The following is a 13,305-nucleotide window of genomic DNA, read 5'->3' as shown; positions in this document are numbered from 1 at the left end:
GGAATACGGTATTACGGTACGACTGTATTCGTGTTACGGTGCTCTTGGGGGGCACCCCGGTTTTGAGAACGAGGGCGTTCGCGTTGTGTGGAGCGACCAATCAATGAGGATTAGGAGTCTGTGATGGGTGATCGGCTTCGAGTCAGGGGCGTGGCGGGTAGGGTCGCTGCGGTTCTGGTCTCTGGGATGCTGTTGTTCACGGCGGCGTGTTCGTCGGGTGGCGGGGAGATCGCGGGAGCTCCGGGGGGTGATGGGGCCGGGGCGTATACGCAGATGCGTCCGGGTGATGCTGAGCCGACGGAGCAGGATACGGAGGTGCTGGAGGCGCTTCCGGCGTCGGTGCAGGAGTATTACGAGGGGTTCTGGAACAGTACTCGGTTGGGGCCGAATCCGTATGCGGATTATGAGGCTCCGGAGGGTCCGTGGAAGGTGTGTTACGCGGATTCGTTCCAGGGGAACACGTGGCGTATCGAGGGTCTGGAGGTGGCGCAGGGTCTGGTGAAGGATCTTGCGGCGCAGGGTCTGGCCGAGGGTGAGATGACGGTCACGAATGCTGATAATGATGCGACGCTGATGGCGAATCAGGTCAATAGTCTGGTGCAGCAGGGGTGTGATCTGATTCTTGCGATGCAGCCGCCGTCGATCGGGGTGTGCCAGGCGTTTGATCAGGCGTTGGCGGCCGGGGTGCTGACGGTGGTGATGCAGTCGGGTACGGAGTGCACGAGTGTGATCCATTCTGATTTCGGTGCGTTCGCGGCTGCGAAGGTGACTGCGGATTGGCTGGTGGATCAGATCGAGTCGTCGGGCAGTTCCGGGAACGTGGTGATGTGTAACGGTATTCCGGGTGTGGCGACGGCGGAGGCGCGGCAGTTGGCGGCGCGGCTGGCGTTCGAGGATGCCGGTCTGAATGTGGATGAGATCACGGGTGAGTGGGATTCCGCGGTGATCAAGTCGCAGATGGTGAATTACCTGAGCACGCATCCGGGTGAGATCGCGGGTGTGTGGGATGGCGGGGTGTGCAACGTTCCGGTGAACGAGGCGCTCTCGCAGGCTGGTCGTGACGCGGTTCCGGTGACCGGGTTCGAGGGTCCGTGCAATGCGATGGCTCAGTGGGAGTCGACGGGTGCGGAGTCGATCTCGTTGTCGGCTGGTGCGGGGCAGGGTGTTGTGGAGGCGATGAAGGTCGCGCTGCGGATGCTGTCGGGTCAGAAGCCGGTGGTGAACACGTTGCTGTATCCGCCGCAGGTGATCACGGCTGACAATTTCGATGAGTACTACGATCCGGCGATGACGTTGAACAGTGTGTGCTCGACGCAGCCGGTGGGTGGTGAGTCGGTGCCGGATAGTTACTACGACGATCTGTTCGAGGGTGGTGATCCTGCTCCGAAGCTCGCTCCGGTGCTGACCACTCTCCCCATCGAATAAACGGCGAATCGTCGTACCCATTCGATCGAGGTCGGGGTCCTTTGCTGCCAAAGGGCCCCGACCTGCATCGCAGGATTGGACAGAAATGGCATTCGAAGCTCCCACGACGACTGAGATCAGCGTCGACACGAAGAAATCCCTCAGAGCGAAGATCGCACCGAACCTCGTCTTCATCGCGCCCGTCGTGATGATGGCGGTGATCGGCATCCAGATGCCCTCCGTGCTGACGGTGACGGGCATCACATCGCTGCTCGTGCTCGCGGCGATCCTCGGCATCGCCTCGGTCGGGCAGACCTGGGCGATCATCACCGGCGGCATCGACCTCTCGATCCCCGCCGTCATCGGCCTCGCCTGCGTCGCCGTCGCGAAGCTCACGGCGAGCGGCGTCCCCTTCGGCATGATCCTGCTGCTGCTGCTCGCGCTGTCGATCGTCATCGGGCTGGTGCACGGCGTGCTCTCCAGCGTGCTGCCGATCCACCCCCTCATCATCACGCTCGGCACCGGCTCCATCATCACGGGCGGCGTGCTCTGGGCGACGGGAGGCCGCACCGGCGGGGTGATCCCGCAATTCATCACCGACGCGGTCTCGCCCGTCGCCTCGACGGGCCCGATCCCGGTGCCCGCGGTGATCCTGCTGTGGATCGTCATCGCCGTGGTCGCGATCCTGCTGCAGAGCCGCACCGCGTTCGGCCTGCAGATGTACGCGCTCGGCGCCAACTCGACCGCCGCGACCTACGCACTGGTCAGGCCCTGGCTGGTGCGCTCCGTGGTCTACACCCTCAGCGCCGTCTTCGCGGCGATGACGGGGATCCTGCTCGCCGGGTTCAGCGGCACCGCGTCCGCCGACATCGGCGTGCCCTACATGTTCCAGACGCTGACGGCGGTCGTCGTCGGCGGCACCTCACTGCTCGGCGGGCGGGGCGGCTACGGGCGCACGATCGCGGGCGTGCTGCTCACCACCCAGTTCACGATGCTCCTGATCGGCTTCGGCGTGAGCTCCAACCTGCAGCAGGTCTTCCTCGGGCTCGTGATCCTGGTGCTCATCGCCATCTACGGACGCGACCGGCACATCGCGAACCGACTGTGAACGGGAGATCCAGATGAAAGACGAGACTATGAGTGCGACGAAGCGCGACGACTACCTGGTGTCGCTGCAAGTGGACGAGCACCGCTACGGCAACACGCTCGCCATCCAGGACTGCAGCATCGAGATACTGCCCGGCGAGGTGCACGGCCTCGTCGGCGAGAACGGCTCCGGCAAGAGCACCATCGTGAAGCTGCTCAGCGGCATCATCAAACCCACCTCGGGCTCGCTGATGGTGTCGGGCGAGGAGGTCGTGTTCAACAACCCCTCCGACGCCCAGCGGCACGGCGTGAACACCGTGTTCCAGGAGACGCTGATCTCCGACGGCAACTCCGCCATCGAGAACGTGTTCCTCGGGGTCGACGGCCTCTTCAAACGCGACCGCAAGAACAGCGTCGAGCGCGAACAGGCGCTGGAGTTCGCGGAGCGCCTCGGTTACGACGCCTCGCTGCTGCGCCGTCCGGTGCACGCGATGTCGGTGGCGGAGCGCCAGGTGCTGACGCTCATCCGCTCGCTTGCGAGGCCTTGGAAGCTTCTCATCCTCGACGAGGCGACCTCGGCGCTCGACATCCAGACCCGTGACCGGCTGTTCGACATCATCAAGGAGAGCCGCGCGGAGGGGCGCAGCGTGCTCTTCGTGTCGCACCGCATGGACGAGCTCGAGATCCTCATCAACCGTGCGACGGTGCAGCGATCCGGTCGGCTGGTCGGAGTGGTCGAGAAGGCCGAGGCCACGCCCGAGCGGCTCATCAGCATGATGAGCGGACAGCAGGACGCCTCCGACTACGTGCACGAGCGTGCCGTGCGCGCCGACGGCGAGGAAGCGGCGGTGAGGCTCGCGCTGCAGGGCGTCTCCCTCTCCTCGGGTGCAGCGCCCTTCGACCTCGACGTGCGAGCGGGCGAGATCCTCGGCATCGCGGGCCTCGAGGGGCAGGGCGGGTCGAAGCTGGCCGAGACCGTCGCCGGCCTGCACGCGCCCGCCTCCGGCAGCGTGTCGCTGAGCACCCAGCCGGGCGAGCCGCAGCGCAGTGTGCGGAACTACCGCCAGGCCTTCAAGCGCGGCGTCGCCTACGTCCCCGCGAAGCGCCAGGAGGAGGGACTGTTCGCGCCCCTGAGCGTCGCGCAGAACTTCATCATCGCGACCACGAAGGCGATCTCGACGCTCGGCTTCTTCCGCAAGAAGAAGCTCGAGGAAGCGACCTGGGTGTACATGGACAAGCTCAGCGTGCGACCGCGCGACACGAGTGTGCCCGTGTCCCAGCTCTCCGGCGGCAACGCCCAGAAGGTGCTCATCGGGCGGTGGCTCAACGCGAACCCGTCGGTGATCATCCTGAACGATCCGCTGCGCGGCGTCGACGTCGGCACCAAACGCCAGTTCTACAAGCTGCTCTCGGGTCTCGCGGCGGACGGGGTCGCCATCGTGATGCTGTCGACCGAGATCGAGGAGCTGCTGCTCATCAGCGACCGCATCGCGGTGTGCCGCCAATCCTCCGTCGCCCGAGTGCTCGAGGGCGACGACCGGACGCAGGAGGAGATCCTCTCCGCGATGTTCGGCGTCCGCGACGGCGCGACTTTCCAGACCGAGGAGAACCCCGCATGAACACGAGAACCGTTGAGCCGATGGGCAAGAAGCTCTCGGCCCCGAAGGGCGGCCTCGTCCAGACCATCCCGTACTGGGCGCCCGTATCGGTCGCACTCGTCGTCCTCATCGTGATGACGGTCATCCAGAGCCCGGCGTTCTTCGGGTCGGGCAGCTGGCAGCTCGTGCTGCTCTACGCGTCGCCGCTCATCGTGCTCGCCATGGCCCAGGCGCCGGTGCTGATGAGTGGCGGAGGCGGCCTCGACCTCTCCGTCGGTCCGGCCGCCGGCCTCATCGCCGTGATCATCGGCGGCATCGCGATGCCGCAGGGGGTCACCTCCCTGCCGCTGCTGATCCTCATCGCGGTGGGGTGCGGGCTCGTGAACGGTGCGCTGAACGGCCTGCTGGTGGCGTTCCTGCGGGTCCCTCCGATCATCGCGACGCTCGCCACCTACCTCATCTACGGAGGCCTCGCGCTGCAGCTGCTGCGCTCTCCCGTGGGCGTGGACACGCAGACGTTCGGCTGGTTCTACCGCACGACCGTGGGCATTCCCAACATGCTCCTCATCATCGTGGTCTTCGCGCTGCTCTGGGGGCTGCTCATGCGCACCGCGTACGGGCGCAACCTGCGGGCGGTCGGTTCGAACGATCGCGCCTCCTACACCGCCGGCATCAACGTGACGAGGGTGCGCTTCACGGCCTACGTCATCGCGGGCCTGGGCACCGGCATCGCCGGGATCCTGCTCGTTATCGTGCTCGGAGGAGCCGATGCCACGGTCGGCGAAGCCTATACGCTGCAGGCCATCTCGGCCGCGGTGCTGGGCGGCGTGAGCCTGCTCGGCGGGCGCGGCGGAGTGGTGGGCGCCGCGATCGGCGGGCTGCTGATCTTCCTCATCCAGAACTACCTCACGGCCACCGGCGCCCCCAGCTACGTGCTGCAGGTCGCCTTCGGCGTCGTGCTCATCGCGGCCATCGTGGTGAACGGCGGGTGGGAGTTCCTCCGCACCAAGGGAGGGCGGCAGTGATGGCACGCATCGTTCGGGTGTCGGTCGCCCAGATCTCAGCCGCCATCGGCGACGTGCAGCAGAACCTCGCGACGCATGAGACGGCGATCCGTGAGCTCGCGGCGGACGGAGTGGAACTCGCGGTCTTCCCCGAGTGCGGTCTCAGCGGCTACCTCTTCGACACCAGGGCCGAGACCGAGGCGGCGTCGATCGAGGCCGACGGGCCCGAGATCACCCGTCTCGCGGCGGTCTCCGCCGAGCTCGGGATCGTGGTCGTCGTCGGGTTCGTCGAGCTCGACGCGGCGTCGGGCAGGCTCTACAACACCGCGGCGACCATCGACGGCGATCGGGTGGTGTGCTATCGGAAGACCCATCTGCCGTTCCTCGGCGCCGACCGTTTCGTCGATGTGGGCGAGAATCAGCCCGCCGTCGTCGAGACGCGGGCCGGCATCATCGGCATGAGCATCTGCTACGACCTGCGCTACCCCGAGTGGGCGCGCAGTCTCAGCCTGCTCGGCGCCGAGATCATGGTGCACCCCACCAACTGGGCGGTTCCCGCCGAGCCCGTCGCCCGCATCCTCCCGCCGGCCAGGGCCATGGAGAATGCGATGTACGTGCTCGTGTCGGACCGGGGCGACGCCGAGCGCGGCGTCGACTTCGTCGGCCTGAGCGGCATCTACGAGCCGAACGGCGCGATCCGGGAGCTGTGCGGGCGGGGCGACCACCTCATCACCGCGGACATCGATCTCGACCTGGCGCGTCGATCGAAGATCGTCTTCGACCCGGGCGTCTTCGAACTCGACCTCTTCGGCTCGCGGAGGCCCGAACTCTACCGGGTCATCACCGAACCATCAGCCTCGTAACTCAGAGAAGAGAGAAGGAACCACCATGTGCGCACCTCTGACCATGGACGCCGCGCAGCAGCGCGTGATCGCGGCGAACCTCGCGGAGTTCCGGAAGAACACCCAGAGCCCCTTCGGCAAGGACGACGAGATCGGCATGCTGAACCTCATCACGCCGGACACCATGCGCTCGGCGATGTCGGTCGCCGATATGGGCCACGTGATCGACATGAGCGTCGACTACTTCCTCGGCATGCCGAGCTTCACCGCGGCCGGGCAGCCCGACTACCAGATCTGGATGACGAACACCCCGCGCGGCACCGTCATCGACGACCCGATGGGGCTGCAGGACGCGGCGCAGAACGAACTCGTGTCGTACTCGGGCGACGCGATCTCGATGTACACCCACACGGGCACGCATATCGACACACTCAATCACTTCGGCTACCACGGCGCGATGTGGAACAACTTCAAGGCCGACGAGCACCTCGGCAACCGCGTCTGGAACATCGGCGGTCCCGAGAAGCAGCCGCCGATCATCGCGCGCGGCGTGATGCTCGACATCGCGGCCCTGCTGGGGGTCGACGTGCTGCCGCAGAGCTACGGGATCGGCGCGAAGGATCTGCAGGACGCCTGCAAGCGGCAGAACGTCGAGCTGCGGGTGGGTGATGTCGTCATGATCCGCACCGGCCAGATGACCCTGTGGCCGACGCCGCAGTACATCGAGAACGAGGGCGGGCTCACCCGCGAGGGCGCGGAGTTCCTAGCGAAGGCGGGCGCGGTGCTCATCGGTGCCGACAATCTCTCGCTCGAGCAGATCCCCTCGACCGAGGAGGGCAACTGGCTGCCGGTGCACACCTATCTCATGGCCGAGGCGGGTGTCACCATCATGGAGGTGGTGGACCTCGAGGGCCTCGCGCGCGAGAACATCTCGGAGTTCTGCTTCGTCGGTGCTGCGATCAAATTCGCGGGTGCGACGGCGGCCCCCATGCGGCCCCTGGCGCTTCCGATGCTGAGCCGATGAGCGCGGCCGCGAGGCCGGCCCGGGGGCTCGTGCTGACCGGGGGCGCGAGCGGCATCGGCGCCGCGACGGCGGTGCGATTCGCCCGAGCGGGCCACGACGTCGTCTTCGGATACCACGCTGCGGACCCGCACGATCCGGCGATCGTGGTGCGCGACGTCGAGCGTCTCGGCCGCCGAGCGCACCCCGTCGAGCTCGATGTGCGATCGACGGCGTCGGTTGACCGGCTCCTCGCGGAGGCCGGCGAGCGGCTCGCGTCGATCGATGCCGTGGTCGCGAACGCCGGCATCCTGCGGAGGAGCTCCATCGAGCGCATGCGCGACGAGGACTGGTACGACGTGATCGATGTCGATCTCACCGGGGTGATGCGCGTGTTCCGCGCCGCCGCGCCGCGACTCGATCCGGGCGCCGCGCTCGTCGCGGTGGCGTCGATCACCGGCGCGATCTACGGCTGGGCGGATCACGCCCACTACGCCGCCGCGAAGTCGGGGATCCGCGGCCTCGTGCGCAGCCTCGCGATGGAGTTCGGGCCTCGGGGCATCCGGGTGAACACGGTGATCCCGGGGCTCGTCCGCACGCCGCAGTCGCTCGACGAGGTGGAGTCGCTCGGCGAGCGGGCTCTGCGGGAGCTGGCGCCCACGGTGCCGCTCTGCCGGATCGGCGACCCCGAGGATGTGGCGGGGGCGATCCGGTTCCTCTGCGGCGACGACGCGCGCTACATCACGGGGGCGGAGATCGTGGTCGACGGAGGACTCACGGTGAAGCAGTCGGAGTAGGGCTCCGGCACGGACCGGCTGGCGCGCGCGGAACCCGCGCGGGCGAAACCGGGGGGAACTGAGGGAGGAACTGATGGGCGATGTGTTCAGAGTGCAGGGGCGGCGGACCCTGGTGGTCGGCGGGGCGGGCACGCTCGGGCGCGAGATCGGCGCGCAGCTCCGGGATGCGGGGGCCCGCGTGGCGACGGCGGATCTCGCGGGCGCCGACATCGACATCGACGTCGCCAGCACCGCATCGGTCGATGCGGCGGTCTCGCGGGCCGCGGAGCTGCTGGGGGGCTCGGTCGAGATCCTCGTGAATGCGTCGGGCATCCAGGGGGATCAGCACGAGATCACGGAGATGGACGACGACGACTGGGCGAGGGTCGTCGACATCAACCTGACGGGGGTGATGCGCGTCGCTCGGGCGGTGGCCGGGGAGATGAAGCGGAACCGCTGGGGGCGAATCATCCATGTCGCGTCGCAGCTCGGTATCAAGGGTGCTCGCGAGATGGCGCATTACACCGCGTCCAAGGGCGGGGTGATCAATCTCACGAGATCTCTCGCGCTCGAGCTCGCCCCGCACAACGTGCTGGTGAACGCGGTCGCGCCGGGCCCCTTCGACACCCCGATGCTCGCGTCGCTGTCGGACGAGTGGCGGGCCGCGAAGCTGCGGGAGCTGCCCCTCGGGCGCTTCGGCAGGGCCGAGGAGGTGGCGCCGGCGGTGCTGCTGCTCGCAGGTGAGCCGTCGGGCAGTATCTTCGTGGGGCAGACCATCGGGCCCAACTGCGGGGACGTGATGCCGTGAACCCGATCGCCGATCGCCGCGCGGAGGTGCTGCGCGAGGCTCTCTCCGCGGGGCTGCTCCATCCCGACCTGGCTCCGATCGCGAGCTTCATCGACGGCGCCACTCTGCGGGAGAACGTCGACAGTCTCCGCCGGGCGTTCTCCGGCGGGCCGGACGTGCTGCACGCCTTCGCCGCGAAGGCGGGCAGTCTGCCCGTGCTGCTGCGGATGCTGCGCGAGCTGGGGATGGGGGCGGAGGTCGCGAGCGAGGGCGAGTTCGAGATGGCGCTGCGCGCCGGCTTCGCGGGTCGGGAGATCGTGTTCGACTCCCCGGCGAAGACGAATCGCGAGATCGAGCGAGCGCTCGCGTGCGGCGCGCAGATCAACATCGACAATCTGCAGGAGTTCGAACGGATCGCGCGGCGCCTGGGGGAGGGGGTCGGAGGCGATGGGGTCGAACGCTCGATCGGCTTCCGGGTGAACCCCCAGATCGGCACGGGGAGCATCGAGGCGATGAGCACGGCCGGCGCCCAGTCGAAGTTCGGGGTCGGCATTCGGGATGCCGAGAGTCGGAGCCGGGTGATCGAGGCCTATCTGGGCGCGACCTGGATGAACAGCGTGCACGTGCACGTGGGTTCCCAGGGCGTCGCGTCGGAGATGATGGTCGAGGGGATCCGCGAGGTGACGGCGCTCGCCGACGAGATCAACCGGCGGGCCGGAGCGCAGCGGATCCTCACCATCGACATCGGCGGCGGTCTGCCCGTCGACTTCCAGAGCGATGACGGCGATCCCGGGTTCGAGCGCTACGCCGCTGCGCTCAGGTCGGAGGTGCCCAGGCTCTTCTCGGGCGACTACCGCATCGTCACCGAGTTCGGGCGCAGCATTCTCGCGAAGGCCGGGTTCATGGCGGCGTTCGTGGAGTACACGAAGAGCTCGGGCGGTCGACCGATCGCTGTCACCCACGCGGGCGCGCACGTCGCCACCCGCACCGTGTTCATGCCCGATTCGTGGCCGCTTCGGATCCTGCCCTTCACGGGGAGCGGGGAGCCGAAGACTGGGGGCGAGGTCGTGCAGGACGTCGCCGGTCCCTGCTGCTTCGCGGGTGATCTCATCGCGCGGGGCCGGAGTCTCGCTCGCCTGGACGCGGGCGACATCGTGGTGGTGCCCGACACCGGCGCCTATTACGCTTCGACCCCGTTCACCTACAACTCGATCCTGGCGCCGGGCATCTACGCTGCGGAGCGGGAGGGCACAGGTAATGGCGCGGTCGGGTTCAAGCCGGTGCGCGAACCGCAGACCATGGCGAGTCTGCTCGCGGCCAGCGGGGCGGATCTGCTGGGCTGAGCGGACGGGCGCTCCTCGCGCGGCGCGAGCCAGGCAGATCACTCTGGACTTTACGAGAATACGGTAATACGATGATACGTGAATCGGATTCGTTCAATGGAGAAGGGAAACGCAGGTGGCAAAAGAGATCAAGGTGACCTTCGGTGCCGACATCGACGCGGTGGCCGGCTGGCTCGGATCATACGGCGGGGAGGACTCGCCGCACGACATCCAACGCGGCATGTGGGCGGGAGAGGTGGGCGTGCCCCGTCTGCTGAACCTCTTCAAGAAGTACGACATCCAGATGACCTGGTTCATCCCGGGGCACTCCGCCGAGACCTTCCCGCACATGGTCGAGCGGATCGTCGAGGCCGGGCACGAGATCGGGGGCCACGGGTACTCGCACGAGAACGGCATCGAGATGACCGAGCAGCAGGAGCGCGACGTCATCTTCCATTCGACCGAGATCCTCGAGAAGCTGACGGGCACGCGCCCGCGCGGGTACATCGCCCCATGGTGGGAGATGTCGAACCACACCGCCAGCCTGCTGCTCGAGGCGGGGTACGAATACGACAAGTCGCAGGGCTTTCACGACTTCCAGCCGTTCTACGCCCGAGTCGGCGACTCCTGGACGAAGATCGACTACTCCAAGGACGCGAGCGACTGGATGAAGCCGCTCGTGCGCGGCACGGAGGTCGACCTCGTCGAACTCGGAGGCAACTGGTACGTCGACGATCTGCCGCCCATGATGTTCAACAAGAACAGTCCGAACAGCTACGGCTTCGCGAATCCCCGCGACATCGAGGACATCTGGCGGGAGCAGTTCGACTGGGTGTACCGGGAGTACGACTACGCCGTCTTCCCCTTCACCATCCACCCCGACGTCTCGGGCCGCCCCCACGTGCTCATGATGATGGAGCGCATGATCGAGCACATGGCGAAGCTGCCGGGGGTCACGTTCGAGACATCGCTCGACATCGCCCGCGATTTCCGTCGGCGCTTCCCGTTCGAGTCGAACGCGAAGTACCCGTTCGACCGGGATCTGGGGTAGCCGGTGCCACCCGTCGGGGAGGGTGACGCGCCCGCCCCGACGGCGCGCAGGAGAGGGCGCTCATGAAACGAATCGACGTGCTCGCGGTCGGCGGCACGATCTCGTCCGTGCCGAAGGCCGGCGACTCGGGCGTCGAGCCCACGCTCGGCGCTGAGGCGATCCTCGGGGACCGGGTGGGCAGACCCGATCTGAACCTCGTCTTCCACGACCTGCCGCCGCTGCCCTCGAACTGGCTGTCGCTCGCAGACGCCGTGCGGATCGCGGCGCGGATCGACGAAGTCTGCGCCGCCGGCAGCGAGGGGGTGCTCGTCATCCAGGGCACCGACACCCTCGACGAGGTGCCGTTCGCGGTCGATCTGCTCGTGCGCGCCCGGATCCCGGTCGCGTGCACGGGAGCGATGCGGACTCCGGATCGGCCAGGCGCCGACGGGCCGGCTAACATCCAGGACTGCCTCGACTATCTCGCAGGAGCGGTGGCCGCCGAGACGGTGGTGATTCTCGGCGGGATGGTGCACCCGGCCGCCTACGTGCGCAAGACCCACACGCTCCTGCCAGACGCGTTCGCGTCCGCTCCGATCGGCCCGTGCGGGGTCATGGTCGAGGGCTCGTTCTTCCGCCATCGTGCCCCGGTCGAGCGCCCGGTGCTCGACCTCGCGAGCGGCAACGGGAGCGGGGTGCTGCTGCTCACCGCCGCCCTCGGAGACGCCTTCGCCTGGCTTCCCGGCCTGTTCCCCGGCCACTACCGGGGGCTGGTCGTGGCCGGCATGGGCAACGGGCACACGAACCGGCGCGCGGCGCACGGCATCGCAGAGGTGGCGGATCGGCACCCCGTCGTGCTCGTTTCGCGCACCGGCGGCTTCCCGCTCGCGAGGCAGACCTACAACTACGACGGCTCCGAGATCTTCTTCGCCCGTCGGGGCGTGGCGATCAGCGACCTCGGGGACGGGCTCAAGGCGCGCATTCTGCTGTCGCTCGCGATCGGGAGCACCGGGTCGCCGGAGGATGCGCTGGCGCTCTATCGGGCCGCCGAGGCGCGGATCATCGACGGCCTGGTGGGGGAGTAGCGATGTGCGGCGCGTGCGGTACGGGCAGGTCGGCGGCCCCGTGGGAGAGCGCCCTGCTCCGAACGGCGGTGGAGTACCGGATGCTCGCCGACGCGCTGAGCGGGGAACTGCGCTCGGACGGGATCCGCGTTCGGGCGCTGCCCGGCAGGATCCTCCAGCTGCGGAGCGCCGGAGGATCCGTCAGGATCGTCGGCACGGTGAACGAGCTCATCGCTCTCAGAGGATCGGGGGCGCCGACCGGCGAGGATTCCCCGTCGCACTGCATCGACCTCTCCGGCTCGCTCGGAACCCCCGAGGCGCGAGTGGCGCTCGTCACCGATATCGTCGTCCTCGCCCCGGTGCTCGAGGCGCCGGTCGTGATCGCCGTGGACGGTGAAGTCGCCTGCTACACCGTGGGCCCGGGCGGAGTCGAGGTCGGGGCGCCGACGACTAGCATGGAGGTCGAAGCCGCGCGGAGCCTCCGGGAGGCCCTCGCGCTGGTGCAGACGCGTCGGCCCGAACCGGCGCGAGCCGGATGAAACCCGCGACCGGCCGGGGGGATCCCCGGCCGCCGAACTTAGGAGACGAGATGGTGCTGGCGAGAACCGCGGCCCCGCTGCGCGAGCAGGCGGTCATCGTGCTGCGGGCCGATATCGTCCGAGGCGACTTCCAGCCCGGCGCGCGGCTCACCGAGAAGCACCTGTGCGATCGCCTGGGCGTCAGCAGGACGGTCGTCCGCGAGGCGCTGAGGCAGCTCGAGGCCGAGCGGCTCGTCGACATCCTGCCGAACGTGGGGCCGATCGTGCGGGTGCTCAGCGTCGATGAGGCGCGGGCGCTCTACGAGGTGCGCGAGGCGCTGGAGTCGACCGCGGCCAGGCTGGCGGCGCTGCGCGCGACGCCCGAGCAGCTGCGTCTGCTCGAGGCGGATCTGCAGAGGATCCGGGAGGCCTCGGAGGCCTCGTTCGTCGAGCTGCTCGAGATCAAGGACCACTTCTACACCACCCTCGTCGTCGCCTCGCACAACCCGGCGATCGGGGACATGCTGTCGAATGTGAAGGCGCGCATCAGTCAGCTGCGCAAGCTGACGCTGTCCACGCCCGGCCGCATGGGGGCGATGACCGAGGAGCTCGAGCGCATCGTCGAGGCGATCCGCGCCGGTGATGCGGAGGGCGCGCAGCGCGCTGCTGCCAAGCACGTGCGCCGGGCGGCCGCGCTCGCCGAGGATCGGTTGGCGGAGGCCGCCGCGGTCTGAGCGTCGGATTCGAGGGCCCCGCGGGGTCACGATCCCGCATGCTTGGGAATACGGTATTACGGTACGACTGTATTCGTGTTACGGTGCTCTTGGGGGGCACCCCGGTTTTGAGAACGAGGGCGTTCGCGTTGTGTGGAGCG

The 13,305-nt window shown here is 68.1% G+C and carries 13 protein-coding genes; all 13 read left to right on the top strand.

Features of this window, described 5'->3' with window-relative positions:
• Positions 1-186: 186 nt before the first annotated feature.
• Positions 187-1,425 (top strand): substrate-binding domain-containing protein, encoded by a 1,239-nt coding sequence (locus tag H629_RS0113620; RefSeq protein WP_161607979.1) that lies wholly within the window; start codon positions 187-189, stop codon positions 1,423-1,425.
• Between the two features lie 85 nt (positions 1,426-1,510).
• Positions 1,511-2,512: an ABC transporter permease gene (locus tag H629_RS0113615; RefSeq protein ID WP_024357784.1), complete on the top strand. Its 1,002-nt coding sequence runs from the start codon at positions 1,511-1,513 to the stop codon at positions 2,510-2,512.
• 28 nt (positions 2,513-2,540) lie between these two features.
• The gene (locus H629_RS0113610) at positions 2,541-4,109 is read left to right on the top strand and encodes a sugar ABC transporter ATP-binding protein (protein ID WP_024357783.1); all 1,569 of its coding nucleotides are present in this window, start codon (positions 2,541-2,543) and stop codon (positions 4,107-4,109) included.
• On the top strand, positions 4,106-5,113 hold the full coding sequence (locus H629_RS0113605) for an ABC transporter permease (RefSeq protein WP_024357782.1): 1,008 nt from the start codon (positions 4,106-4,108) through the stop codon (positions 5,111-5,113). The genes H629_RS0113610 and H629_RS0113605 overlap by 4 nt, the downstream gene beginning before the upstream one ends.
• Positions 5,113-5,955, top strand: coding sequence for a carbon-nitrogen hydrolase family protein (locus H629_RS0113600; RefSeq protein WP_024357781.1), 843 nt, complete (start codon positions 5,113-5,115; stop codon positions 5,953-5,955). The genes H629_RS0113605 and H629_RS0113600 overlap by 1 nt, the downstream gene beginning before the upstream one ends.
• 25 nt (positions 5,956-5,980) lie before the next feature.
• Entirely contained in the window at positions 5,981-6,958 is a 978-nt protein-coding gene (locus H629_RS0113595; protein WP_024357780.1) for a cyclase family protein, read from the top strand.
• Positions 6,955-7,731, top strand: a complete 777-nt coding sequence (locus H629_RS0113590) for an SDR family NAD(P)-dependent oxidoreductase (protein ID WP_029747024.1) — start codon at positions 6,955-6,957, stop codon at positions 7,729-7,731. The genes H629_RS0113595 and H629_RS0113590 overlap by 4 nt, the downstream gene beginning before the upstream one ends.
• 73 nt (positions 7,732-7,804) lie before the next feature.
• Positions 7,805-8,518 carry an SDR family NAD(P)-dependent oxidoreductase gene (locus H629_RS0113585; protein ID WP_024357778.1) on the top strand — a complete coding sequence of 238 codons (714 nt, stop codon included), beginning with the start codon at positions 7,805-7,807 and terminating at the stop codon, positions 8,516-8,518.
• Positions 8,515-9,840: a type III PLP-dependent enzyme domain-containing protein gene (locus H629_RS0113580; RefSeq protein WP_024357777.1), complete on the top strand. Its 1,326-nt coding sequence runs from the start codon at positions 8,515-8,517 to the stop codon at positions 9,838-9,840. The genes H629_RS0113585 and H629_RS0113580 overlap by 4 nt, the downstream gene beginning before the upstream one ends.
• A 115-nt stretch (positions 9,841-9,955) precedes the next feature.
• Positions 9,956-10,870, top strand: a complete 915-nt coding sequence (locus H629_RS0113575) for a polysaccharide deacetylase family protein (RefSeq protein WP_017882714.1) — start codon at positions 9,956-9,958, stop codon at positions 10,868-10,870.
• 62 nt (positions 10,871-10,932) lie between these two features.
• Complete coding sequence (locus tag H629_RS0113570) at positions 10,933-11,934, top strand: asparaginase domain-containing protein (RefSeq protein WP_024357776.1); 1,002 nt, start codon at positions 10,933-10,935, stop codon at positions 11,932-11,934.
• 80 nt (positions 11,935-12,014) lie between these two features.
• The gene (locus H629_RS0113565; RefSeq protein WP_024357775.1) at positions 12,015-12,452 is read left to right on the top strand and encodes a hypothetical protein; all 438 of its coding nucleotides are present in this window, start codon (positions 12,015-12,017) and stop codon (positions 12,450-12,452) included.
• A gap of 50 nt (positions 12,453-12,502) precedes the next feature.
• On the top strand, positions 12,503-13,165 hold the full coding sequence (locus tag H629_RS0113560) for a GntR family transcriptional regulator (protein WP_024357774.1): 663 nt from the start codon (positions 12,503-12,505) through the stop codon (positions 13,163-13,165).
• Positions 13,166-13,305: the final 140 nt, after the last annotated feature.

The sequence above is a fragment of the Leucobacter chironomi DSM 19883 genome (assembly GCF_000421845.1).
Taxonomy (GTDB): Bacteria; Actinomycetota; Actinomycetes; order Actinomycetales; family Microbacteriaceae; genus Leucobacter; species Leucobacter chironomi.
This window is presented reverse-complemented; position numbering and strand designations above follow the sequence as displayed.

Coding starts and splice junctions, on each gene's coding strand:
- H629_RS0113620 (WP_161607979.1), top strand. CDS start 187: ATGCTGTTGTTCACGGCGGCGTGTTCGTCGGGTGGCGGGGAGATCGCG.
- H629_RS0113615 (WP_024357784.1), top strand. CDS start 1,511: ATGGCATTCGAAGCTCCCACGACGACTGAGATCAGCGTCGACACGAAG.
- H629_RS0113610 (WP_024357783.1), top strand. CDS start 2,541: ATGAGTGCGACGAAGCGCGACGACTACCTGGTGTCGCTGCAAGTGGAC.
- H629_RS0113605 (WP_024357782.1), top strand. CDS start 4,106: ATGAACACGAGAACCGTTGAGCCGATGGGCAAGAAGCTCTCGGCCCCG.
- H629_RS0113600 (WP_024357781.1), top strand. CDS start 5,113: ATGGCACGCATCGTTCGGGTGTCGGTCGCCCAGATCTCAGCCGCCATC.
- H629_RS0113595 (WP_024357780.1), top strand. CDS start 5,981: ATGTGCGCACCTCTGACCATGGACGCCGCGCAGCAGCGCGTGATCGCG.
- H629_RS0113590 (WP_029747024.1), top strand. CDS start 6,955: ATGAGCGCGGCCGCGAGGCCGGCCCGGGGGCTCGTGCTGACCGGGGGC.
- H629_RS0113585 (WP_024357778.1), top strand. CDS start 7,805: ATGGGCGATGTGTTCAGAGTGCAGGGGCGGCGGACCCTGGTGGTCGGC.
- H629_RS0113570 (WP_024357776.1), top strand. CDS start 10,933: ATGAAACGAATCGACGTGCTCGCGGTCGGCGGCACGATCTCGTCCGTG.
- H629_RS0113565 (WP_024357775.1), top strand. CDS start 12,015: ATGCTCGCCGACGCGCTGAGCGGGGAACTGCGCTCGGACGGGATCCGC.
- H629_RS0113560 (WP_024357774.1), top strand. CDS start 12,503: ATGGTGCTGGCGAGAACCGCGGCCCCGCTGCGCGAGCAGGCGGTCATC.